Consider the following 23,357-nt stretch of genomic DNA (forward strand, 5'->3'; position numbering starts at 1 on the left):
TGCAGGTGCGTTGTAGGGCCGTAACCGGGTGCGTACCATCGGGCTGGAACGGCCCACGAGAGACCTCGGCAGGGACCGAAACTGTTTCGAAAGTGGCTGGCCCGGGGAGGGAAGCGACGCGATGGTGCGGAGCGTCGGACCGGTCGGTGGCGAGGGGTCCGCCGGTACCTCCCCGGACGATCTCGGTGCCGGGTTGCCGTACGGTTGACCGGTTCCACCCGCGTTGCCGGCCCGACCGGCGGCTCACCACACCGGTGGACGTACAGCTGGGGAGGAACCGATGCGACCGAACGCCAGGCGCACCACCTTGGCGGACATCGCCCAAGCGGCCGGGGTATCCGTCGCGACCGTGTCCAAGGTGGTCAACGGTCGCGGTGACGTGGCGCCGCACACCCGCACCCGGGTGCAGGAACTGCTGCACCAGCACGACTACCTGGCGCCCGTGTTCCGCCACACCGAGGCCGTCGAGAACCCGACCATCGAGGTGCAGTTCCAGGGCGGCCTCAAGTCGTACGTGGCGGAGGCCCTGGAAGGCATCATCGACTCCGCGGCCGAGTCGGGAGCCTCGGTGGTGATCAGTAAGGCGTCCCACGCCCCGCACTGGGCCCGGGACCTGGTCTCGGCCGGGCGCCGCGCCGTCATCGCGGTCACCAGCGTGTACACCGCGGCGCACCTGAACGAACTGGCCCGGTCCGGGCTGCCGCTGGTCGTGCTGGACCCGCTGCACCTGCCGGACAGCCGGGTGCACAGCGTCGGGGCGACCAACTTCGCCGGCGGCCTGGCCGCGACCCGGCATCTGCTCTCCCTGGGCCACCGCCGTGTCGCCTATCTCGGCGGACCGGCCATGGCCGTGTGCAACCAGGCACGCATGCACGGCTACCGCGCCGCCATGGAGGCGGAAGGAGCGCGGGTACCCGACTCCTACGTCCGGCCCGGGGAATTCACGTACGAGACCGGGCTGCTCGGCGCCGCGGCGCTCCTGGACCTGCCGGAACCGCCGACCGCGGTCTTCGCGGGCAACGACGAGATCGCCGTCGGCGTCATCGAGGCCGTCCGTGCCCGGGGGCTGCGCGTTCCCGAGGACCTGAGCGTGGTCGGCTTCGACGACACCAGCCTCGCGCAGATGGCCTCACCGCCCCTGACCACCGTGCGCCAGCCCCTCCGTGAGATGGGCGGCGCCGCCCTGCGCACCGCCCTCCGGCTGGCCAACGGCAAGAAGGTCGAGTCCCACCACATCGAACTCGCCACCGAACTCGTGGTACGCGCCTCGACGGCCCCAGCCCGCGAGCAGCCGTCGGAGCGTGGCTGATCGCGGGTGAGGGGTCTCCGGGTCTCCGAAGGCCGGGGCCGGCCGGTGTTCCGCCGGCCCCGGGACTAGAAGAAGCCGAGCTTCTGCGGGCTGTAGGAACAGAGAATGTTCTTCGTCTGCTGGTAGTGGTCGAGCATCATCTTGTGGTTCTCGCGGCCGATGCCGGAGTTCTTGTATCCGCCGAACGCGGCGTGTGCCGGGTAGGCGTGGTAGCAGTTGGTCCACACCCGGCCGGCCTTGATCCCGCGGCCGAGGCGGTACGCGGTGTTGCCGTCCCGGGTCCACACGCCGGCCCCGAGACCGTACAGGGTGTCGTTGGCGATCTTCAGCGCCTCGTCGACCGAGTCGTAGGTGGTGACGGAGACGACCGGGCCGAAGATCTCCTCCTGGAAGATCCGCATGTCGTTGGTGCCGCGGAAGATCGTCGGCTCGACGTAGTAGCCGCCGTCGAGACCGGGCACGGCCCTCGGGGTGCCGCCGGTGAGGATCTCGGCGCCTTCCTGCCTGCCGATGTCGATGTAGGAGAGGATCTTCTCGTACTGGTCGTTGCTCGCCTGCGCGCCGATCATGGTCTCCGGGTCCAGCGGGTCGCCGCTGACGATGGCCTTGGTGCGCTCGACACAGCGGGCCATGAACTCGTCGTACATCGAGGCGTGGACGAGCGCGCGGGACGGGCAGGTGCACACCTCGCCCTGGTTCAGCGCGAACATCACGAAGCCCTCGACGGCCTTGTCCAGGAAGTCGTCGTCGGCGGCCGTGACGTCGGGCAGGAAGATGTTCGGGCTCTTGCCGCCCAGTTCCAGCGTGACGGGGACGAGGTTCTCACTGGCGTACCGCATGATCAGGCGGCCGGTGGTGGTCTCGCCGGTGAAGGCGACCTTGGCGACCCGCGCGCTGGACGCGAGGGGCTTGCCCGCCTCGACACCGAAACCGTTCACGACGTTGAGGACGCCCGGCGGCAGCAGGTCGGCGATCAGTTCGATCACGTACAGCAGGCTGACCGGAGTCTGTTCGGCCGGCTTGATGACCACGCAGTTGCCGGCCGCCAGCGCGGGCGCCAGCTTCCAGGTGGCCATCAGGATGGGGAAGTTCCACGGGATGATCTGGCCGACCACGCCCAGCGGCTCGTGGAAGTGGTAGGCGACGGTGTCGGCATCGATCTCGGCGATGCTGCCCTCCTGGGCGCGGACCACTCCCGCGAAGTAGCGGAAGTGGTCGATGGCCAGCGGGATGTCCGCGGCCAGCGTCTCGCGTACGGGCTTGCCGTTCTCCCAGGTCTCGGCGACCGCGATCTTCTCGAGGTTCTCCTCCAGCCGGTCGGCGATCCTGTTGAGGATGTTCGACCGCTCCGTCACCGACGTGGCGCCCCACTTGGGCGCGGCGGCGTGAGCGGCGTCCAGGGCGAGTTCGATGTCGGCGGCGGAGGAGCGGGCGACCTCGCAGAACGTGCTGCCGGTCACCGGGCTCGGGTTGTCGAAGTACCGTCCCTCCACGGGGGCGACCCAATCCCCGCCGATGAAGTTGTCGTACCGCGAAGCGAAGTTGACGATGCTGCCGTCCGTTCCCGGCTGCGCGTACACCATGGCGGCTCTCCTCGAAGGGTGGCGAGTGCGGTGGTCCGACGGTTCGTTGTCCGTCGTCGTGTCGTTCGTTCCGTCGTTCCGTCGTGACGGACCGCACTGTGCGATGCCGAGGTTGGCGCGAGGTTGGCGCGGTCAGTACCGCAGGGCCGTGGTGAGACGGCCCATCGCGAGGGCACGGCGGGGGTCGCCCGGGTCGAGCAGACGCAGCGCGTGTTCGTGCACCTCGGCGTCGTACGGGGCCTGTTCGCCGTAGCGCAGGGCGTGCTCCGGGCGAGAGCCGGCCAATACGGCCTCGCGCACGGCGACTTCCAGGTGACTGCGCCATTCCTCGATGCCGGGAGCCTCGGACCGGGGCAGCAGCGGGCCGCGGTAGAGGCGCAGCGCGGTCTCCACGTCGCCCCGCTCCAACGCGCTCAGCACCTCGCGCGCGTCGCAGGACACCGGGGCGGTCAGCGCGTAGCGGCGGGTGGCGACGCCGCCGTCCAGGGCGCGCCGGAGATGGGAGATCTCCGCCTTGAAGGTCGACGCGGTGACCGTCCGGTCGCCGTAGAGCGCCTCGCGGAGCCGGCCGGGGGTGAAGCCGTCCCGGTCCAGCGCGAGCAGGGTGAGGATCTCCAGTTGCCGGGGACGCAGCGCCAGGGGGGCACCGTCGCGATCCGCTCGTCCGGTGCCGAGGCAGGTGAGTCTCACCGGACCGGAGGCCACGGCGGGAGGCTCGGCACGGAGCCGGTCCTCGATGGTGGCGGCCAGGGTGCGGACGGTGGACATGGCCAGCGGGTTCGAGCGGTCCCAGGTGGTGGACATGTCCAGTACGCCCAGGACGCGTCCGTCCGGGGCGTGGACGGGAGCGCAGTAACACACCCAGCCGTGCAGGGCGGTGACCAGGTGCTCGGCCGAGAAGACGGAGCTGGGCCGGCCGGTGGTCAGGGCGAGGGAGAGGGCGTTGGTGCCCATGGCCCCCTCGTCCCACCGGCCGCCGGGCGCGAAGTTGACGCGCTCGGCCCGCCGGCGCATGGTGCGCCCGCCGCACGTCCACAGGATGGTGCCGGTCTCGTCGGTGACCGCGGTGACGAAGCCCGCGTCCTCGGCGATGGCGCGCAGTTCGTCGGTGACCCCGTCGACCGGCCGGCGCAGCGGTGAGCCGAGCCAGCGGCGGTGCACCACTCCTCCGTCGGTGACGGGGGCGCTGTCCAGCGCCGGGTCCACGCTGGTCAGCGAGCGCAGCCAGGATGCGGTCACGTCCGGCCGCAGGGCCTCGCCGCCGAGCGGCTGCGCTCCGGCCGCCCTCATTTGCGGTACCCAGCGGGACCACGCGCTCTCCAGCCTGGCCCTGTGCTGCCGCAGCTCGTTCCGCTGTGACATGTATGTTTCCTGCCGTCGAACGGGTACAACCGGCGCCTTCGCCCGCGAGACCGCGCCGACGCGTCCGGTGCTTCGGCGCGGCCCCCCGGCCCGATGTCTGTGTTATCCGCCAGTCCGGCGGCAAAAGCAAGGCCGCGGGTGCGCCGGTGCGGATCCGGCCGCGCCGTCGGTGGTCACGCCGCGACGGGTGGGCGGACGGCGGGGACCCGAGCTCGGCCGTCCGGTGGGGGGACGGGCGTCGGCCCCTCCGGCACCCTGGCTGCCTTTGTGGCACTCTGGGCGTAATCTCCGTATATGTGAGGTGTTCGGTGGACGTACCACGTGGCCGGACGGAGCGTGCCGGGTCCGGTCTCGATGCCATGGACGGGGGCGGGCGGCTGATGGACACCGAGGTGGCCGCCGCGGTGCGGGACATCGGCGCGTTCGGCGGGCTGCTGTATGCGCTGCCGCCCGGCGACAGCGCGTTGTGGCTGGTCATGGTGGCGGGTATTCCGCAGGAGATCGCGGCTCCCTGGCGGCGGGTCGCGCTGACCGACCCGGTGCCGGTGGCGGACGCCGTACGTGAGCGGCGCCTGGTGTGGCTGGGGGATCAGGAGGAAATGGCCCGCCGGTACCCGCGGCCTGCGCTTGTCCTGCCGTACGACTTCGCGCTGGGGGCCGCACCGCTCATCTCGGGTGGCGAGATGCGGGGCGGGATAGTGCTGCTGTGGCCCGGGACCCGTTCGCCGCGGCTGAGCCCTGGCGAACGCGAGGCGATCGCCGCGGGCTGCGACCGCCTCGCCCGCCTCCTCCAGCAGTCCGCGGACCGCGGGGACCCGCTGGTGCCCGGGGTCCGTCCCCGGACCCTGCCGCTGCCGAGCGGGCGCACCGTGCCACCCGACGAGGCGGCGGCGGCCGCGGCCTTCGTCGACCGCCTGCCCGGGGGATCCTGCGCGCTCGACATGTACGGCCGCATGACGTTCGTCACCCCCGCCGCCGCCGACCTCCTCGGCGCCGATCCGGAACACCTGCTGGGTGCCCTGCCCTGGGAAGCACTGCCGTGGATGGACGTCCCTCAGGTCGAGGACCGGTACCGGGCCGCGATGATCAGCCGCAAGCCGCAGGAGTTCACCGTTCTGCGCCCACCGGAGACATTGCTGGCCTTCGAGCTGTACCCGGACCCTTCCGGAATCAGTGTCCGCATCACCGGCGCCGAGCCGTCCGAGGCCGCCGCGGCGTCACCCTCCGGGCCGGCCGCCGGCCCCAGCCGCGCCACCCTGCTGTACCACCTGATGCAGCTGGCCGCGACCCTGACCGAGGCGGCCGGTGTCCAGGACGTGGTCGACCAGACCGCCGACCAGCTCCTGCCCGCTCTCGGCGCCCAGGGCCTGATGATGATGACCGCCCAGGACGGCCGCCTGAAGGTCCTCGGCCATCGCGGCTACGGCTCCGAACTCGTCCAGCGCTTCGACAACGCCCGGCTGAGCCCGGACATCCCGGGCGCCAGAGTCCAGACCACAGGTGTCTCCGGCTTCTACCCGACGTTCGAGGATCTCCGGCACGACTACCCGTCCGCCGAGCACGAGGACGACATGGCCGCATGGGCTGTCCTGCCGCTCATCGCCTCCGGCCGGCCCAGGGGGTCCCTGCTCCTCGCCTACCGCCGGCCCCACGCCTTCCCGCCCGGTGAACGCGCCGTGCTCACCTCGATGGCGGGCCTGGTCGGGCAGGCCCTGGACCGCGCACGCCTCTACGACGCCAAACACGACATCGCGCACCGCCTGCAGTCGGCCCTGCTGCCGCACACCCTTCCCCGGATTCCCGGGCTGAGGGTCGCCGCGCGCTACCTTCCGGCGGCCCGGGGCGTGGGGATCGGCGGCGACTTCTACGACCTGATCCAACTCGACGAGCACACCGCCGGCGCCGCCATCGGTGACGTGCAGGGCCACAATGTGGATGCCGCGGCGCTCATGGGACAGGTCCGCACCGCCGTCCACGCCCACGCCACCGTGGGCTCGCCCCCCGACCAGGTCCTGGCGGGCACCAACCGCCTGCTGAACGACCTCGAGCCGGGCCGGTTCACCAGCTGCGTCTACGTCCGCCTCGACCTCGCCACCCGGCGCGGCTGCATCGCCACCGCCGGCCACCCGCCGCCCCTGCTGCGTCACCCCGACGGACGCACCGAACTTCTGCGGGTCTCCCCGGGGCTCCTGCTCGGGATCGAGCCGGACTCCGGCTATCCGACCGCGGACGTTCCCCTGCCACCCGGCTGCGTACTCGTCCTCTACACCGACGGACTCGTCGAAGCACCCGGAGTGGACGTCGACGACGCCACGGCTGCCCTCGCCGCGCTCCTCGAACGCGCGGACCCGACCGACCTCGACGCCATGGCCGACACCCTCATCCGTCACGCGCCCGGCGCCTGGGACGACATCGCCCTGCTCCTGATCAGCCCCGACGGATGACATGCCGCCCTCCGAGGAGCCCCGGTTCCCGCGCCGCGCACGTGCCGGACCGGGAGCGCAACCGGCCCGCACGCCGCGTCACCCGCGGGACGGACAGCGTTCCCGCACGCGGCCCACGCCGTGTTTCGGGGCCCGGCCGGAGGGCGAGTCCGAGACCGACATGGGCACCGCGGCGCCGCCCCGGTGAGGAGCGGCCGCCCCTGTCCGAGGGGAACCCCTTCCCCGCCCCGTTCCGTCCCCGCGCCGGGTGGCACGGGCCGGGGTACGCGAGCCGACGAAGGAGCGCACCGTGAAGCGTCACCTGCGCACGCTCCGGCGCGGATGGCACTGGCTGGGCTTCCACATCCTGATACGGCGCGGCCGTGACCTCGAACTGATGCACAGGGCCATGGGGTTCGCCACGCTGGCGCTCGTCACGCTGGCCCCCCTGCTCATCGTGATCGCCGCCGCCGACCCGCTCGGCCGGGGCGGCTTCGCGGCCTGGCTGGCGGACGGCATGGGACTGTCCGGCCGGTCCGCGCGGGTCCTCGCGGAGATCATCAGCCCGCCGCGCGAGGTGGTCGGGACCACCAGTGCGTGGGGCGTGGTGGCGCTCGCCGTGTTCGGCATCCCGTTCGGCGGGAGCGTCCAGAACGGCTTCGAGCGCACCTGGGGCCTGCCGCCGGGGCCCTGGCACCGGATCTGGCGTCAGGCGACCTGGCTGTGCATGCTCACCGCCTATCTCTACCAGGAGGTGCTGACCCGTGACGCCCTGTACGGGCCGGAGCGGATCACCGTCTCCCTGGCGACCGGGGTGCTGTTCTTCTGGTGGGGGCAGCGCTTCCTGCTGGGCGGCCAGGTCCGCTGGTGGCATCTGCTGCCGGGCGCGCTCGCCACCATGACGGGCCTCATCGGTCTACGCGGCTTCTCCTACTTCGTCTTCACCCCGCTGATCGTCGAGAACGCGATCAACTACGGCACCGTCGGGGTCGTCCTCATCGTGGAGTCCTGGCTCATCGGCGTGGGGTTCGTCATCTTCGGCGGCGCCCTGTTCGGCCGCTGGCTCCTCGACCACCACGGGCACCGCTTCACCGACGACCTGCCCCCGCGGTCGCCCGGGGCACGGCCGGCAGGCGGCGACGGCTGACGGGTCCACCGTGCGGAAGTCCCGGGTCTCCTCCCGGCTCCTCCGGCGGATCACCCGGAGGGCGGGCCCGCGAGCGCGGTCAAGCGGCTCAGCACATCGCCGTGGAAGAGCCGACGCCCGCACGCGATCCGGTGGTCCCGGTACGGGCCGTCCCGCGACAGTCGCCGCAGCACGCGCACCAGGGCGGCGGCGTCCGTCGCGGTCTCCGAGACGCCGAGCGCCGCCATCCTTCGCACCCCCTCCGCTCCGTGACCCGGCAGCGGGCGGTAGCCCACCACGGGCGTCCCGGATGCCAGCGCCTGCACCGCGGTCTGCCCGGCGGCGTTGTCGACGAGGACCCGTGACGCCCGCAGCAGGCCGGGCATGTCGGTGACCCAGTCCGGTACGAACGCGCCCGGCAGCGCGGCCAGACGGGCCCGCAGCCGTGCGTTGCGGCCGCACAGCACGACCGGGAGGAATCCCGCGCCGGCGAGCAGCCGTGCGGTCCGCTCCAACTGGGACGCCGCGCCCCAGGCACCGGCGGAGAGCACGACGGGCGGCCGTCCGGGGGCATGCCGCTCGAAGCACCGCAGCCATGGCCCGGCTCCGGGCGCCGGTGCGAAGAAGCCGGGTGCCACCACCGGTCCGGTGGTCTCGACGGGCACCGGGACGCTTCGGCCCACGTCCCGCGCCGCGTCGTCGGTGAGGCAGAGGTACAGGTCGTTGCCGGCGTGGAGCCACTGCCGGTGGACGGCGAAGTCGGTCACGAAGACGGCGCTCGGGGACCTCAGCCGCCCCTGGGCCCTCAGATGGCCGGTCAGCTGGGCCGCGAGGTGGAAGACGGGGACGACCACGTCGGCGCCCGTCTGCTCGGTGAGCTCCGTCAGCCGGCCGGCCGCCAGCCGTGCCAGCGGCAGACCGCTCGGGCGGTACCGCGGGCCGGGGCGCAGCAGGGCGTGGTAGAGGCCCGCGTACGCCCAGGGGAAGTGCCGTACCGACGACTGGTAGAACAGGCGCAGCCCGGCGCCCAGACCGTACGGAAGCAGCCGCAGGAGATCCACGACCTGCGCGTCGTGGCCCCGCTCCCGCGCGCGGCGGGCCAGTTCGCCGGCCACGGTGTCATGGCCGGCGCCCATGCTCGCGCTGACGATCAGCAGTCGCGGCCTGCCGTCCGCCGGTGCGTTCCGGCGGGGTACCGAAGACGGTGAGTGCACGCGTTGCCGTGTCTCCCTGCGCCGCGCCGGTGAAACACGCTCTGCCGCGTTTCGACGGCCCGCCCCCTGGATACTCCCGTGTGTCGGCCCCGCCGAACGCCGGGAGCGTCCGCGGAGTGCGGTCTCCCGGTCGTTCACCCCCGCAGCCGAGGTGCAGCCCATGTCTCATACTTCCCGCGCCGGCGCCGCCGACGTGTCGTTCCCCCGGAAGTCCGTCGCACCGACGGACACGGTGCCGGGGATCCCGGCCGGCGGCACCGGGCGCCCTCGCGCCGCCCTGGTGACCGGCGCCTCCTCGGGCATCGGCGCCGCCGTGGCGCGGCGGCTCGGCGCACAGGGGTGGCGGCTCGTCCTCAGCGGACGGGACGCCGAACGTCTCGGCCGGGTCGCGGAGCGGGCCCCGGCGTCGGTCTTCCCGGCGGATCTGACCCGGCCCGGCGCCGAACGGCGGCTGACCCGGTTCGCCCTCGAGCGCGCCGGCCGGGTGGACCTCCTGGTGGCCGGCGCCGGGATCGGCTGGGCCGGGGAGTTCACCGCCATGCCCCCGTCCGCCCTCGACGAGGTCGTCGAGGTCGACCTCCTGGCCACGTTGCGGCTGGTCCGGCAGGTGGTGCCGCACATGGTGGAGGCCGGTTCCGGGCGCGTGGTGCTCGTCGGGTCCCTCGCGGGAACGGTGGCGGTACGGGGAGAGGCCGTGTACTCGGCGGCCAAGGCGGGTCTCGGCGCGTTCGCCGACGCCCTGCGGTACGAGCTGCGCGGCAGCGGCGTCGCGGTCAGCCTCGTGCTGCCGGGCGTGGTGGACACGCCGTTCTTCGACCGGCGGGGCGCACCCTACCGGCGGTCGTGGCCCAGGCCGGTCCCGGCCGAGCGGGTCGCCGACGCCGTGTGGAGCGCCGTCTCCCGGGGGCGGGACGAGGTCTACGTCCCCGGCTGGCTGCGACTGCCCGCCCGGGTGCGCGGCGCGGCTCCGGGCCTGTACCGGCGGCTCGCCGCCGTGTTCGGCTGAACGGCGACCCGGCGTGCTGGTCGTCGTCCTGGCCCTGCTCGCGGCGCTGGCCAACGCCGCGGCCTCGGTCCTGCAGCGGCGGGCCGCGGCGGACGAACCCGAGGGCGGCGCGGGCCTGCGCCAGGCCGTTCGCTGGCTCGGGCATGTGCTGAGACGCCCCTACTGGGTGGCGGGTGCGGGGATGCTCGCGGTGACCACCGTGCTGCAGGCGGCCGCCCTGAGTGTCGGCAGTCTCGCCCTGGTCCAGCCGCTGATGGCCACCGAACTGCTGTTCACCCTCGTCGTCGGCAGCGTGGTGTTCCACCGTCGTCCGGACCGCAGGACGTGGCTCGCCTTCGTCGCCCTGGCCGCCGGGCTGGCGGCGTTCCTGACCTCGGCCGCTCCGACCGCCGGCCGGGAAACCGCCTCCCCCGGGCAGTGGCTGCTGTCCGCGGCAGCGGTCCTGGGTGCCATCGTGGTGCTGGTGACGACGGCCCGCGCGGTACGGGGTGCGCCGCGCGCGGCGCTGCTGGGTCTGGCCTCCGCCGTGTCGTTCTCCCTGACGGCGGCGCTGCTGAAGGAGGTGACCGGCAGGTTCCCCGACGGCTGGGGAGCCGTGCTGGGGACATGGCCGGTGTACGCCACCGTGGCCGTGGGAGTCGTCGCCTTCCTGTTGCTGCAGAGCGCCTTCCGGGCCGGGACCCTGGCCGCGTCCCAGCCCGCCCTGACCCTCGGTGACGCGCTGACGAGCGTGGCGCTGGGGTGGGCACTGTTCGGGGAACAGATCACGCTCGGGGTGCGGGTGGTGCCCGCGGTGACCGGGGTGGTGCTCATGGGCGCGGGCGCCGCCGGGCTGGCCCGTGCCCCGTCGGTCTCCGGAGAATGGGACACGGCGTCGCGACGTCCGGGTACCGACTCGGCCCGGCCGGTCCGGTAGCCCGCGGAAGGAGCAGGAAGCCGATGGGTACGTCCTCCGGTCACTCCCCCGCCCGGCGCACGGCGGCCGTGCTGGCTCCAGCCGCCGCCGTCGTCGCCGCGGCGCACATCGCCCCTGCCGTCACCTGGCTGCCGGTGGCGCGCCGGTGCCTCCCGGGTCTCGCCGGTGCCGGACACCCCGGCCACGTCGCCCTGACCTTCGACGACGGCCCCGATCCCGGGTCCACCCCGCGCTTCCTCGACGCGCTGGAGGCGCTCGGGGTCCGGGCGACCTTCTTCGTCCTCGGCGACGGCGTCGTACGGCATCCCGCCGTGGTGTGCGAGACCGTCCGCCGCGGGCACGAACTGGCCGTCCACGGCTGGAGCCACGACCGCCCGTGGCTCCCCGGCCCCGTGAACGACGTGCGCGCCCTGCTGCGGGCGGCGGGCGCGGTGCGGGAACTGACCGGCCGGACCCCCCTCTGGTACCGCCCGCCCTACGGGATCCTCACCTCCGGGCGCTGGGCGGCGGCCCGTACGGCGGGACTGCGGCCGGTGCTGTGGACCGCCTGGGGCAGGGACTGGACGGGCGACGCCGGCCCCGAGTCGGTGCGCTCCACCGTCGCGGCAGGACTGCGCGGCGGCGGCACCGTCCTGCTGCACGACACCGACCGGATGTCGGCCCCGGGCTGCTGGCGGGCCACTCTGGGCGCCCTGCCCGGCATCGTGCACGACTGCCGTGCGGCGGGCCTGTCGGTTGGCCCGCTCACCGGGCACGGCGTGCGGAACGGTCCCGCTTGACCTTGACACCGTGACAAGGTCTTCACTGCGGTCGGGGAGGTGGTTCTTCGATGACCATCGCGGAAGAGGACCCGGACACGACACGGGTGGTACGAGGGCTGGAGAGCGACAGCTCGTCGACGCGGCTGCGGACGGCGCTGACGATGGGCACCGCACCGGACGCCCGGTTCGTCGGCACGCTCGTCGACCGGTGTGCGGTCGAGCCCGATTTCCACGTGCGGGACATGCTCACCTGGGCGCTCACCCGGCACCCGTCCTCGCTGACGGTCCCGCGCCTCGTCGGCGAACTCCGTTCGGAGCGCGCGCAGGCGCGCAGCCAGGCCCTGCACACGCTGTCCAAGATCGGGGCCCGGCAGGCATGGCCGGCGATCACACGTACGCTGCTGACCGACGCGGACGACGAGGTGGCACGGAGCGCCTGGCGAACTGCGGTCGTTCTCGTGCCCGAGGGTGAGGAGGCAGGGCTGGCCGCAGTACTGGCGACCCAGCTCGGGCGGGGCGGGCGGGAGACCCGGTCGAGCCTCAGCCGGGCGCTGACCGCGCTCGGCGAGGTGATCGTGCCGTTGCTGCGTGCCGCGGCGGCGGACCCCGGTCCCGGGGTGCGGCAGCACGCGATCGCCACGGAGCGGCTGCTGCGCGACCCGGACTCCGGATTCGAGTCCGCGATCGAGGAGGCGAAGCGCATCGTGGCTCTCGGCACGGGCGGCCTGGAGGGGTGACATACGGTGCTGATCGGTGAGGTGGCCCGACGGTCCGGGGTCAGTGCCCGCATGCTCCGGCACTACGAGTCGCTCGGACTGCTGCGCCCGGCGGGCCGTACCGGGGCCGGCTACCGCGCGTACACGGGCGACGACATCCGGCGGATCTTCCACATCGAGAGCCTGCGCTCGTTGGGGCTGTCGCTGCGCGAGATCGGGCGGGCGCTGGACGAACCCGGCTTCGAGCCCGCGCAGCTCGTGGACGACCTCGTCCGCCGGACGCGCGAACGTGTCGCCAGGGAGACGGAACTGCTGACGCGGCTGAGCCGGATCGGTGCCGCCGAACCCGCGGGCTGGGAGGAGGTTCTGCGGACCGTCGCCCTCCTCCAGGCCCTGGGTTCACGGAGCGCCGGGAGGCGCCAGCGCGCGGCCCTGGCCTCGGCCACGGAGCTCCCGGTGCCGGCCGAAGCCCTGGCCGAGGCGGCGCTGAGCGAAACGGACCCGAACGTGGCGGGTGCCCTGCGCTGGGCACTGGCGCGATCGGAGGACGGCGGACTGGGGCTTCTGGCGGAAGGCCTCGGCTCGCACGACGCGGAGGTGCGCGCCCGTGCCGTCCGGTCCATCGCCGGGACGGCCGGGGACGAGGCGACCGCGCTGCTGCGGGAGGCCCTCGGCGACTCCGAGGTCGCGGTACGCAGGCATGCGGCCCTGGCACTCGGGACACGCGGGGTGCGGGACGCGGCCCCGACGCTCCTCGACATGGTCGTCCAGGCGACGAACGACGTCGACGCGGCCGACGCGCTGGGCGTGCTGGCCCGTGATCCGGCGGTCGCCGCCCGGATCACCACCGAACTCGTCGAGCGCCTCGCCCACGCCGCCTCCGGCGCGTCCGCGCGCCGCCGCCTGGCCCAGGCCCTCGCGGGCATCCCGGGTCCCGAGGCGTGCGGGGCGCTCGCGCGCCTGTCGCGGGACGGGGACCGCGGTGTCGCGCTCACCGCGGCGTACGTCATGAAGCTGCGCGACGCGCGCTGAGGGGCCGGGCCCCGTGGCGCGGGCCGTCCCATGGGGCCGCGCACCCGCCGCGCCCCGTGCCGTCGGCGGCCGGGCCCCGCGGTTCAGCCGGTTCCGGTGGCGTCGAACCAGGTGGGTGCGTCCGACATGGCCTGCTTGATCCGGAAGCTCGCGAACTCGCTCAGCTCCGGCAGCGCGTCCACCGGGAACCAGCCGACGTCCAGCGATTCGTCGTCGTTGACCCGCGCCTCGCCCCCGAGCGCACGGCAGCGGAAGGTGATGTCCATGTACTGGCAGATGTCGCCGTTGCCGTAGGTCACCGGCTTCAGCGCCTGCACCAGCACGACCCGCTCGACGGCGCAGCGCACCGCGGTCTCCTCCTCGACCTCGCGCACGGCGCAGGCCGCGGGCTGCTCCCCCGGGTCGGGGATGCCTCCGATCACCGACCATCCGCCGGTGTCGGACCGGCGGTTCAGCAGCACCCGGCCCTCGTCGTCGAAGACCAGTGCGGTGACTCCGGGGAGCCACAGCAACTGGTGACCGGCCGAGGCGCGCAGGGTGCTGATGAAGTCCGGTGTGGCCATGCCCTGACCCTAACCGGCAGCGCGCGATGCTCCCCGGCGCGTCGGAGGGCGTGCGCCTCAGCCGTCGCCGCGCACGCCGGACGCGGTGGCCCCGCGCGTCACCTGTGCGTCGCCTACGCGTCCCGCGCGCCGCCCGGCGGCGACGGCCGCGCCCAGGCCTCCCGCGGCGACGAGCACGAGTGCGATCTCCGGGAGGATGCCGAGGCGGGTGGCGGGGGTCCGGGAGGAGCGCAGCGGCACCTCCTGCACCAGTGAGTCGGCGACGAACATGCCGGTCTTCCGCGCGATCGTCCCGTCCGGCATGATGACCGCGCTGACCCCGCTGGTCACCGGCACGGTCACCGCGCGGCTGTGCTCCACGGCGCGGACCCTGGACATGGCGAGCTGCTGGTAGGTCATCTCGCTGCGGCCGAAGGTGGCGTTGTTGCTGGGCACCGAGATCAGCTGGGCGCCGGCGGTGACCGTGTCGCGCACCGCCCAGTCGAAGGCTGCCTCGTAGCAGGTCACCAGGCCGACCCCGACGCCGTTCATGCGGAACACGCCGGGCTCGCTGCCCCGGCTGAAGTCCTGGCGGACCATCGAGGTCCACTCGTCGTTGATCGCTCCGACGAGGGAGCGCAGCGGCAGGTACTCGCCGAACGGCTGGGTCTGCCGTTTGTCGTAGGTGTCGACGGGGCCCTTCACCGGGTCCCAGAGGATCTGCTCGTTGAGCAGTCTGCCGTCCCTGCTGACCACGCCGCCGATCGAGACGGGCGCGCCGATGGCCTTGGCCGCCCTGTCGATGACGGCGCGCGCGTCGGCGTTGGCGAAGGGGTCGATGTCGGAGGAGTTCTCCGGCCACAGCACGACGTCCGGCCGCTCGGTCCTTCCCGCCGCGACCTCGGCGGCCAGGCGCTCCGTCTCCCGCGCGTGGTAGTCGAGGACGGCGCGCCGCTGGGAGTTGAAGTCGAGGCCCAGGCGGGGCACATTGCCCTGGATGACGGCCACGGTCGCGGTGCCGGTCTCGGCCTTGTCACTGACCAGTGTCCTGGCCGCGAGCGCCGCGACCACCGGGACGACGACGCTCAGCACCCCGACGACCGCCGCCGCCCGGCGCAGGGTTCCCGTGCGGCGGGCCCGCACGGCGAGCCGGACGGTCTCGTACAGGCCGAACCCGCACAGCACGACGGCGAAGCCGAGCACCGGGGTGCCGCCGAGCGCGGCGAGCGGCAGGAACATGCCGTCCGCCTGACCGAACGCGGCCTTTCCCCAGGGGAAACCGCTGAACGGTACCCGCGCGCGTGCCGCCTCACCGGCGATCCACAGGGCCGCCGCCCACACCGGCCACCCGGGCAGTTTCGACACCGCGGCGACACCGGCGCCGACCAGCGCCACGAACACCGCCTCGATCACCACCAGGGCGATCCACGGTCCGGGGCCCACCTCCACACCGGTCCACACCAGCAGCGGGAGCAGGAAACCGAGGCCGAAGAGGTAGCCGAGGCCGAGTGCCGCCTTCCAGCTCCGGCCGCGCAGCACCCAGCCGAACACGGCGAAGGCGGGCAGGGCCAGCCACCACAGGGTGCGCGGCGGGAAGCTGACGTAGAGGAGCAGGCCCGAGAGCGCGGCTGCGGCGGCCGGGAGCAGGCGCACGAGCCGCCGGTCCCGCGCGGGGGGCGCGGTTCGCGGAGGCATCGGGCCCGACTCGCCGACGGAGGTTGCGGTGACGGTCACTCCGGGAGTCTACGGCGGGTGACCTGGCGGCCGACAGCACGGTCTGCGGGGCGGGCAAGGTCACGGTGCGGCCCCGCCGTCTCCGGGGCGGGCGGCGTGCGGCATCGCTTTCGGGTGACGCGTCACCACACATCCCCAAACCGGTCACCAGCCGTTACGGTGTGCCGGTGCCCTGATCGTGCGGCCCGTTCCTGCGCCGGCGGCCGGGGCCCGTCACAGGTCGGGGGCGACGCGGTGCGGGGTGCGGGGTGGGTTCCACGGGAATGACGTCCGCCGGTCCGGAAGCGGACGGCGAGAGACGGGTCGGTCCGGACGCGGCGGGTGTCGCGCTGCTGGGGGTCTGCGCGGCCTGGCCACTGATCACGGCGGCGACCCGGGGCGGCCGTCCCGAGGGCATGCTGCTCGCGGTCCTGGCCGTGGCCGCGGGCTACGCGGCGGGCCGGATCGGCGGGGCGCTGCTGCCGGTGGCCGCGCCCTGCGCGGGCGCCCTGGCCGGCATCGGCCTCACGGTGGCGGTCCCGCACCTGACGCCCGGTCCGCAGATCACCGCTCCGCTGGGGCACGCCGGTGCGACGACCGCCATGGTGACGCTGTCGGCCGGCGCCGCGTGCTGCGCGGCCTGGGCGGCCACCACGCCGGCGGTCCGGATCGCGCTGCGCCTGCTGGCCGCGGGCGTGGCGGTGACAGCGGGCGTGCTCGGTTCGGTCGTCGGTTGTGTCGCGGGCTCGGTGGTACTGCTGTGTTCCCTCGCCGTGGGCCGCGTACGGCGCCGCGGTCCCGCCCTCGCGGGGCTGGGCGTGGCCGGCGCCGGGGTGACCGGGCTGGTCTGGGCGGTGGCCGGCGGAGCCCTGCCGGAGGGGCTCACCGCGTCCCTGGAGGGACGGCTGACCCCACACCGCGTGGGGTTGTGGCGCGACGCGCTCGGCATGGTCCGGGAGCACGCGGTTCTGGGCGTGGGCCCGGGGCGCTTCGGGGAGTTCAGCACGACGTCGGGCCAGTCGCCGCTGTCCGACGGCAAGCCGCACTCCGCGCCGCTCCAGCTGGCGGCCGAGCAGGGGCTCATCGGGATGGCGCTGCCGGCGCTGGCCTTCGGCTGGCTGCTGTACGCCCTGTGGCGCAGCCCGCGTGCCACGCCGGTGGTGCTGACGGCCGGCGCGGCGCTCATGGGCCTCGCCGCCGTCGCCTCGGTGGGCAACGCCCTGAGCTTCACGGCGGTGTCCGTGGGCGGCGGCCTGCTGGCGGGCCTGGCGACGTCCCGCCCCTTCTCGGACGACGCGACCCGCGGCGCGGGCGGCGACCCGCACCCGCGCGGGAACCGGCCGGTCCGGGTGACCGGCGGTCCGTAGGCGTCCAGGGCGGCCTCCGCGTGGCGTCGGCTCGCGACCGTCTGCCCGAGGGCGGACCACACGGCCGGGGCGGGCAGTGGTGTTCTTCGCCCCCGCCGCCCCTTCCCGTCCCGTCCCCGGGGCACTGCCCCGGACCCCCGTACCCCCTCACCCGGCGAAGCACGCGGGGCATGCTCCCGCACCGCCGACGCCGGCCGGTCGCGCGCCGACCGGTCACCGCGCGACACACCCGGCCGCGCTGCCCGGCCACCCCGAACCACCGCTCCAGAGCCCGTTCACCCTCCGGGAACGCGGGGTAACGAGGCCCGGCGAGGGCTCCCGGCCGGAAATCCGGAGCACCCACCGACAGCCCGACCGACGGTGCGAGTCCGGACGCGGCGGCGGGCGGCGGTGTGGCTTGTCGGGGCCTTGGTGCGGATATCGGCGGCGCGGGACCGGGGCGGTGCCGTGCCCGTGTTCCGTCGTCCAGGGGGAGCGAGCCCTCTGCGTGCGGACCGGCGGGTCCGGCGCGCGGTTCAGTGATTCGTGCCCGGTCTGCGTGGGCGGAGGCGGTCGCGGATGACCGTCACCGCCGCTTCCGCGTCGTCCACGGTGACCGTGAAGGTGTGGCCGTCCAGTAGTCGCAGCACGACGCCCTCGCCGCGGCGCACGACGACCGCCGTGCCCTTCTCGGGCCGCCAGCGGTAACCCCACCCGCCCCAGTGGCGCGGCGTGACGTGCGGGGCGAACTCCGCGCCGGCGACGTGCGACAGCGGGATGCGGCGGCGCGGCAGGCCGATGTGCCCGCAGCGCACCTCCAGATGGTCCTCGTCGACCCGCAGCGCGACATGCACGAACGCGAGGGTGCCGAACAGGACGAGCAGCCCGGCGGCGATACAGCCGACGACAGCCATGGCCAGCGGAGCGGCGCCGGTCGTCCACGCGGAGTCGACGGCCAGCGCGATGCCGAGCGCCATGCAGGCGGCGCCGATCAGCGCCAGCAGCCACTGGAAGCGACCGGTGGCGCGACCGGTCCAGACCTCGGTGTACGGGGCGGGCTCACCGTGGCGGGGGTCCCTCATGGCTTTGAGGTTACTCAGGATTCGCTCGGTCGGTACCGCGTGGCACAGCGTTACTGCGCCGTCCGGGCGGGAGCGAGCGGCTGGAGCAGCCGGCCTTCGGCGTAGGTGAGCGCGGCTGGGGGGAGGGTGCCCTCGCGTCCGCTCAGCAGCGTCGTCAGCGTGCCGCTCGCCGGTGCCCCGGGGGCGGCGCGTTCGCCGAGGCGGCGCAGGGCCTGGGCGGCCACCGCGCCCGCGGAGCCGTGCAGGGCGAGCGGCGGACGGCCGGGACGCTGCACGGCGGCCCGGATGCGCTCGCCGACGAGTTCGTAGTGGGTGCAGCCGAGGACCACGGTCGTCACGTCGTCCGGGGTGAGCGCGGCGGCGGCGGCGACCGCGGCGTCGATCGCCGTCTCGTCCGCGCGCTCCACGGCCTCGGCGAGCCCCCAGCACGGAACCTCGGTGACGGCCACGCCGCCGGCGAAGTTCTCGATCAGGTCGCGCTGGTAGGGGCTGCCGGTCGTGGCGGGCGTGGCCCAGATCGCGAACGGTCCGCCGCCGGCCGCGGCCGGTTTGATCGCCGGGACGGTGCCGATGACCGGCAGAGCGGGTTCGAGGCGGGCGCGCAGGGCGGTGAGGGCGTGGACCGTGGCGGTGTTGCAGCCGACGATCAGCGCGTCGGGGCGGTGGGCGGCCGCGGCCTCGGCGACGGCGAGCGCGCGTTCGGTGAGATCCTGCGGAGTTCTCGGTCCCCAGGGCATGCCGTCGGGGTCGAGGGAGAGCACAAGATCGGCGTCGGGACGCAGGCGCCGTACCGCGGCCGTGGCCGCCAGCAGTCCGATTCCGGAGTCCATGAGCGCGATCTTCACCCGGCCACGATAGACGATGAGCAGCCGCGCGGCCGTGCCGTGGGGGAGACTGCGGACGTGAGTGCCCTTGTATGGAGTGCCACCGGATCACTCGTCGCCTGGCTGTGGCTGCTGCTCTGCCAGGGCTGGTTCTGGCGTACGGACGTCCGGCTTCCGCCGCTGCGGGATCCGGACACGTGGCCGGACGTGTGTGTCGTCGTACCCGCGCGGGACGAGGCGGCGGTGCTGCCCGCGAGCCTGCCGTCGGTGCTCGCCCAGGACTATCCGGGCCGGGCCGAGGTCTTCCTCGTCGACGACGGCAGCACGGACGGCACCGGGGAGATCGCACGCGAGATCGCGCGGCGGCACGGCGGGCTGCCGCTCACGGTGGGCTCCCCGGGCGATCCCCCGGCCGGCTGGACCGGCAAACTGTGGGCCGTACGGCACGGCATCGCACTGGCGGGCGCGCGCGACCCCGAGTATCTGCTGCTGACGGACGCCGACATCGCGCACGCCCCGGACAGTCTGCGCCGGCTGGTGGCGGCCGCCCGCACGGGCGGGTTCGACGTGGTGTCGCAGATGGCCAGGCTGCGGGTGGAGAGCCGCTGGGAACGCGTGGTCGTGCCGGCCTTCGTCTACTTCTTCGCGCAGCTGTATCCGTTCCGCCGGATCAGGAAGGACGGGACACGCACGGCGGCCGCGGCCGGCGGCTGTGTGCTGCTGCGCGCCGAGGCCGCCACGCGGGCGCGGATCCCCGAGGCCGTCCGGCACGCCGTCATCGACGATGTCGCCCTCGCCCGCGCGGTCAAGCGGAGCGGCGGACGTGTCTGGCTCGGTCTCGCGGACGGGGTGACCAGCGTGCGCCCGTATCCGCGGCTGCACGATCTGTGGCGCATGGTGTCGCGCAGCGCGTACGCGCAACTGCGGCACAGTCCGCCGCTGCTGGCCGGTACGGTCGCCGGGCTGGCGCTGGTGTACCTGGTACCGCCCGTCGCGGTGGCCGCGGGCGCGGTGACGGGGAACGCGGCCGCCGCGATCCCGGGTGCGACGGCCTGGCTCCTGATGTCGGGGACGTACGTCCCGATGCTCCGGTACTACCGGCAGCCGCTGTGGCTCGCTCCCCTGCTGCCGTTCACCGCGTCGCTGTATCTGCTGATGACGGTGGACTCGGCGGTACAGCACCGCCGGGGGCGCGGTGCGGCCTGGAAGGGCCGCACCTACGCCCGTCCGAAGGCCGTACCGGACGAGGGCTGACCGGCCGTCACTTGCGGCCCGGGGTCCAGTTCATGCCCCACCCGTAGACGTGGTCGACGGTGCGCTGGGGGCTCACACCACGCTCCGGGACGAGATAGCGGGCCTCGCGCTGGACGACGAGTTCACCGCCGCCGGTGTTGGTGATCAGGGCGAGCGCGCAGACCGTGGAGGGAACGGTGCACTCGTCGAGGGAGAAGTCGATCGCCGCGCCGTGCTGGGGCTGGAGGGTGACCGTGGCGTGCAGGTCGGCGAAGGAGCGGGCGCCCTCGTAGATCGTGACGAAGACGAGGATGCGCCGGAACTGGTGCTTCTGGTCGAGGTTGACGGTGAGGTTCTCGCCGGCCGACACCGCGCCGGTGCGGTCGTCACCGTCCAGGTGGATGAAGGGGGGCTGGTGCAGGGCGCCGAAGGCGTTGCCGAGGGCCTGGACGACGCCCTTCCTGCCGTCGGTGAGTTCGAACAGGGCGCACAGGTCGAGATCGAGGTCGGAGTGCATGGCGACCGGGCGGCCGAGTTTCGCGGCCCAGCCGGAGAACTGCTTGCGCACCTGCCAGTTGAGGTTCACCCGCAGCGCGCCCGAGGTGCCGCCCTGTTTGGTCAGTGAGACCGAGGGGGCCGCCTTCGTCAGCGTCACCTTCGTCAGCCGGACCGGAGTGGGAGGCGCGGCCGGCGGAGGCGGGGCGGCCGGCGGGGGCGCGGTGACCGGGGGCGCCACGGGCGCTGCGGGCGCTGCGGGCGCTGCAGGCGCTGCGACGGCCGTCGGGGCCGGCGCCGCGGGGCGCTGCGGTTCGTCCACGCTGATGCCGTAGTCGGTGGCGAGGCCTTCGAGACCGCTGCTGTAGCCCTGGCCGACGGCGCGGAACTTCCAGGCGCCCTGGCGCCGGTAGAACTCGCCGAGCACGAACGCCGTCTCCGTGGTGGCGCCCGCGCTGTCGAAGCGCGCCGCGGCGGCGCCGCTCGCGGCGTCCCTGACCTCGATGTACAGATCCGGGACCTGACCGAACGCGCCGCCGTCGCAGGAGGCGGCGAGGATCACGGTCTCGATGCCGGGTTCCACCTGTGCGAGGTCGACGAGCAGGGTGTCGGTGGTCCGGCCGCCGGCGTCCCGCTTGCCCTCGTGCCGGACGGCACCGGAGGAGTGGGCGGGCTGGTTGTAGAAGACGAAGTCACTGTCGGAGCGGACCTTCCCGCCGGCCAGCAGAAGCGCCGAGGCGTCCGCGTCGGGTACGCCCGGGCCCGAACGCCAGCCCACTTCCACCCTCAGTGCCGTGGTCGGCACCGGTGTGTTCGATCCCTTCGGCATTGACATGTCCGCCCCCATCAGGGTTCGCCCGCGCCGGGCCAGGTCCCGGCTTGTGTCATTCCTCGTCCGCACAACCTATTCCCCCGGGCCGGGAACGCCCACGGGGAGGAGGACGGAACTCACGGGTCGGGAGTACGGGGGAACTCCGGGGGCCGACCGCCGGTAACCGGCCCGGAACTCGGCCTTTACACGAAATACGCCTAGCGGATTGCCCGTTTTCCGCATGTTCGCTCATATTAGTGATCGCAGGTCACGGCGGGCGCAGAAAACAACCCTCTTATCGCTCTCCCCAAAAGCACATCGTGGGCTTAACTTATGTGCCATGACCTCCCCCCGCTCCACTTATGGCGGCGGCTACTACTCCGCCTCCTTCCCGGACACTCCGATCTACGACTCGCTCGTGGCCGAGCGGGGCACCCCGCAGATCGCCCCGATCCGGGTCCCCTCCGCGTACGAGGCGCCGGTCAGTCATCTGCCCGCGCTCCCCTCGGCGTTGCCCGCCCTCCCGGCGGCTCCCTCTTACCCTTCCTACGGCTATCCGCAGGCACAGCAGCCCGCCCCGCTCCAGCAGGCGCATACCGCCTACATCCCGCAGCAGGCCACCGCGCCGCGCGGCTACCCCGGCCCGCAGCCGCCGCGTCCGGCCCCGCCGGCCGGCTACGAGGCGATGCGGCCCGCGGCTCCCCGGCCCGCCCCCGCGCCGTACCAGGACCCGTACAACCACCAGCAGTACCGCGGCTACTGAGCCCTTCGGGGCCGTCTCTGCCGGATGGCACGATGGCCCCATGGGAAAGGCGCGTCTGCACTCGATCCACGTTCATCCGGTCAAGGCCTTCCGGAGCCTGCCGCTCCGGGAGGTCGCCGTGGAGCCCTGGGGTCCGGCCGGGGACCGGCGCTGGATGCTGATCGACGACGAGGGGAGAGTCGTCACCCAGCGGCGCCACCCGCGCCTCGCCCTGGCCGTCGCCGAGCTCCTGCCCGGCGGCGGCGTCAGGCTGTCCGCACCGGGCGCCGGTGCGGTCACGGCCCGTGTCCCGGCGCCCGGCAGGACCCTCCCGGTGGTGCTCTTCGGGGACAAGGTCGAGGCGGTCCCGGCACAGGACGACGCCGTGCACGCATGGTGCAGTGCGCACCTCGGCGTCCCGGTGCGGCTCGTTCACCTGGACGATCCGGCCACCCGGAGGCCGGTGGATCCCGAGTTCGCGCTGCCGGGTGAGACGGTCTCCTTCGCCGACGGCTACCCGCTGCTGCTCACCACGACGGCCTCCCTGGAGAGTCTCAACTCCCTCATCGCCAGGGGGGAGCACCGCGCCGAAGGCCCGCTGCCGATGAACCGCTTCCGGCCGAACGTGGTGATCGAGGGCACCGGCCCCTGGGAGGAGGACCGGTGGACACGGGTCACCATCGGTGAGGTCCCCTTCCGCGTCGCCAAGCCGAGCGGCCGGTGCGTGGTGACCACGACGGACCAGCACACCGCCCGGCGGGGGAAGGAGCCCCTGCACTCACTGGCCGCCCGTCGGCGGCCCGACGGACGGCTCGTCTTCGGGCAGAACCTGGTGCCCCTCTCCCCCGGCACCATCCGGGTCGGCGACCGCGTCGAGGCCGGGTAGCGGATCCCGCCACGGCGTCACCGCACGCGCTGCTCGCCGACCCCGGCGCCGGCGTGCGGCCCCCGCGCACCGGACGCCGCAGAGGGCCGGCCCCGTGGAGGGACCGGAGCCGGCGGCCGACCGCGTTCCCACTCCGGTCAACCCGGTGCCCGCGCGCACGCTACGGTGGTCCGGCCGAACCGATCGGCGAGAACACGGGCGGGAACGAGCCATCAGTACGACAGGGTGGGGGCAC

20 protein-coding genes are annotated in these 23,357 nt (G+C 73.9%); 12 read left to right on the top strand and 8 right to left on the bottom strand.

Annotated elements, in window-relative coordinates:
- Positions 1-280 precede the first annotated feature (280 nt).
- On the top strand, positions 281-1,309 hold the full coding sequence (locus ACIF9R_RS13145) for a LacI family DNA-binding transcriptional regulator (RefSeq protein WP_399978329.1): 1,029 nt from the start codon (positions 281-283) through the stop codon (positions 1,307-1,309).
- Between the two features lie 65 nt (positions 1,310-1,374).
- Here ACIF9R_RS13145 and adh read toward each other — a convergent pair whose 3' ends face one another.
- Both adh and ACIF9R_RS13155 read right to left on the bottom strand, forming a co-directional pair.
- Positions 1,375-2,892: an aldehyde dehydrogenase gene (gene adh / locus ACIF9R_RS13150; protein ID WP_399978332.1), complete on the bottom strand. Its 1,518-nt coding sequence runs from the start codon at positions 2,890-2,892 to the stop codon at positions 1,375-1,377.
- Positions 2,893-3,024: 132 nt separating this feature from the next.
- Positions 3,025-4,254, bottom strand: a complete 1,230-nt coding sequence (locus tag ACIF9R_RS13155; RefSeq protein WP_399978335.1) for a transcriptional regulator — start codon at positions 4,252-4,254, stop codon at positions 3,025-3,027.
- A gap of 380 nt (positions 4,255-4,634) precedes the next feature.
- Between ACIF9R_RS13155 and ACIF9R_RS13160 the strand changes: the two genes are divergently transcribed.
- Entirely contained in the window at positions 4,635-6,698 is a 2,064-nt protein-coding gene (locus ACIF9R_RS13160; RefSeq protein WP_399978559.1) for a SpoIIE family protein phosphatase, read from the top strand.
- 289 nt (positions 6,699-6,987) lie between these two features.
- Complete coding sequence (locus tag ACIF9R_RS13165; RefSeq protein ID WP_399978338.1) at positions 6,988-7,824, top strand: ribonuclease BN; 837 nt, start codon at positions 6,988-6,990, stop codon at positions 7,822-7,824.
- Between the two features lie 50 nt (positions 7,825-7,874).
- Here ACIF9R_RS13165 and ACIF9R_RS13170 read toward each other — a convergent pair whose 3' ends face one another.
- Positions 7,875-8,939, bottom strand: coding sequence for a galactosyldiacylglycerol synthase (locus ACIF9R_RS13170; protein WP_399978561.1), 1,065 nt, complete (start codon positions 8,937-8,939; stop codon positions 7,875-7,877).
- Between the two features lie 238 nt (positions 8,940-9,177).
- On the opposite strand from ACIF9R_RS13170, the gene ACIF9R_RS13175 reads away from it, so the two are divergent.
- From ACIF9R_RS13175 to ACIF9R_RS13195, 5 genes are read left to right on the top strand one after another with little or no spacing between them, the layout of a single operon-like run.
- Positions 9,178-10,023, top strand: coding sequence for an SDR family NAD(P)-dependent oxidoreductase (locus ACIF9R_RS13175; RefSeq protein WP_399978340.1), 846 nt, complete (start codon positions 9,178-9,180; stop codon positions 10,021-10,023).
- Between the two features lie 13 nt (positions 10,024-10,036).
- The gene (locus ACIF9R_RS13180) at positions 10,037-10,939 is read left to right on the top strand and encodes a DMT family transporter (protein WP_399978342.1); all 903 of its coding nucleotides are present in this window, start codon (positions 10,037-10,039) and stop codon (positions 10,937-10,939) included.
- Positions 10,940-10,962: 23 nt separating this feature from the next.
- Positions 10,963-11,718: a polysaccharide deacetylase family protein gene (locus ACIF9R_RS13185; RefSeq protein ID WP_399978345.1), complete on the top strand. Its 756-nt coding sequence runs from the start codon at positions 10,963-10,965 to the stop codon at positions 11,716-11,718.
- 50 nt (positions 11,719-11,768) lie between these two features.
- Positions 11,769-12,437, top strand: a complete 669-nt coding sequence (locus tag ACIF9R_RS13190; protein WP_399978348.1) for a HEAT repeat domain-containing protein — start codon at positions 11,769-11,771, stop codon at positions 12,435-12,437.
- A gap of 6 nt (positions 12,438-12,443) precedes the next feature.
- Positions 12,444-13,448: a MerR family transcriptional regulator gene (locus tag ACIF9R_RS13195; protein ID WP_399978351.1), complete on the top strand. Its 1,005-nt coding sequence runs from the start codon at positions 12,444-12,446 to the stop codon at positions 13,446-13,448.
- Positions 13,449-13,531: 83 nt separating this feature from the next.
- On the opposite strand, the gene ACIF9R_RS13200 is transcribed toward ACIF9R_RS13195, so the two are convergent.
- Together ACIF9R_RS13200 and lnt are read right to left on the bottom strand one after the other, a co-directional pair.
- The gene (locus ACIF9R_RS13200) at positions 13,532-14,011 is read right to left on the bottom strand and encodes an NUDIX hydrolase (RefSeq protein ID WP_399978354.1); all 480 of its coding nucleotides are present in this window, start codon (positions 14,009-14,011) and stop codon (positions 13,532-13,534) included.
- Between the two features lie 57 nt (positions 14,012-14,068).
- Positions 14,069-15,724, bottom strand: coding sequence for an apolipoprotein N-acyltransferase (gene lnt, locus ACIF9R_RS13205; RefSeq protein ID WP_399978357.1), 1,656 nt, complete (start codon positions 15,722-15,724; stop codon positions 14,069-14,071).
- A 263-nt stretch (positions 15,725-15,987) separates the two neighbouring features.
- On the opposite strand from lnt, the gene ACIF9R_RS13210 reads away from it, so the two are divergent.
- Positions 15,988-17,070, top strand: coding sequence for an O-antigen ligase family protein (locus ACIF9R_RS13210; protein WP_399978359.1), 1,083 nt, complete (start codon positions 15,988-15,990; stop codon positions 17,068-17,070).
- Positions 17,071-17,585: 515 nt separating this feature from the next.
- Here the strand turns inward: ACIF9R_RS13210 and ACIF9R_RS13215 are convergent.
- Both ACIF9R_RS13215 and ACIF9R_RS13220 read right to left on the bottom strand, forming a co-directional pair.
- Entirely contained in the window at positions 17,586-18,131 is a 546-nt protein-coding gene (locus ACIF9R_RS13215) for a hypothetical protein (protein WP_399978362.1), read from the bottom strand.
- Positions 18,132-18,181: 50 nt separating this feature from the next.
- Positions 18,182-18,976 (bottom strand): glutamate racemase, encoded by a 795-nt coding sequence (locus ACIF9R_RS13220; RefSeq protein WP_399978364.1) that lies wholly within the window; start codon positions 18,974-18,976, stop codon positions 18,182-18,184.
- A gap of 39 nt (positions 18,977-19,015) precedes the next feature.
- Here ACIF9R_RS13220 and ACIF9R_RS13225 point away from each other — a divergent pair, with 39 nt between their 5' ends.
- Positions 19,016-20,209, top strand: a complete 1,194-nt coding sequence (locus tag ACIF9R_RS13225) for a glycosyltransferase (RefSeq protein ID WP_399978367.1) — start codon at positions 19,016-19,018, stop codon at positions 20,207-20,209.
- Positions 20,210-20,216: 7 nt separating this feature from the next.
- On the opposite strand, the gene ACIF9R_RS13230 is transcribed toward ACIF9R_RS13225, so the two are convergent.
- The gene (locus ACIF9R_RS13230) at positions 20,217-21,512 is read right to left on the bottom strand and encodes a TerD family protein (protein WP_399978370.1); all 1,296 of its coding nucleotides are present in this window, start codon (positions 21,510-21,512) and stop codon (positions 20,217-20,219) included.
- A 322-nt stretch (positions 21,513-21,834) separates the two neighbouring features.
- Between ACIF9R_RS13230 and ACIF9R_RS13235 the strand changes: the two genes are divergently transcribed.
- Both ACIF9R_RS13235 and ACIF9R_RS13240 read left to right on the top strand, forming a co-directional pair.
- Positions 21,835-22,257: a DUF6643 family protein gene (locus ACIF9R_RS13235; RefSeq protein ID WP_399978373.1), complete on the top strand. Its 423-nt coding sequence runs from the start codon at positions 21,835-21,837 to the stop codon at positions 22,255-22,257.
- Positions 22,258-22,297: 40 nt separating this feature from the next.
- Entirely contained in the window at positions 22,298-23,122 is an 825-nt protein-coding gene (locus ACIF9R_RS13240) for an MOSC domain-containing protein (RefSeq protein WP_399978376.1), read from the top strand.
- Positions 23,123-23,357 lie beyond the last annotated feature (235 nt).

The organism is Streptomyces sp. NPDC086080 (assembly GCF_044540255.1).
Lineage (GTDB): Bacteria > Actinomycetota > Actinomycetes > Streptomycetales > Streptomycetaceae > Streptomyces.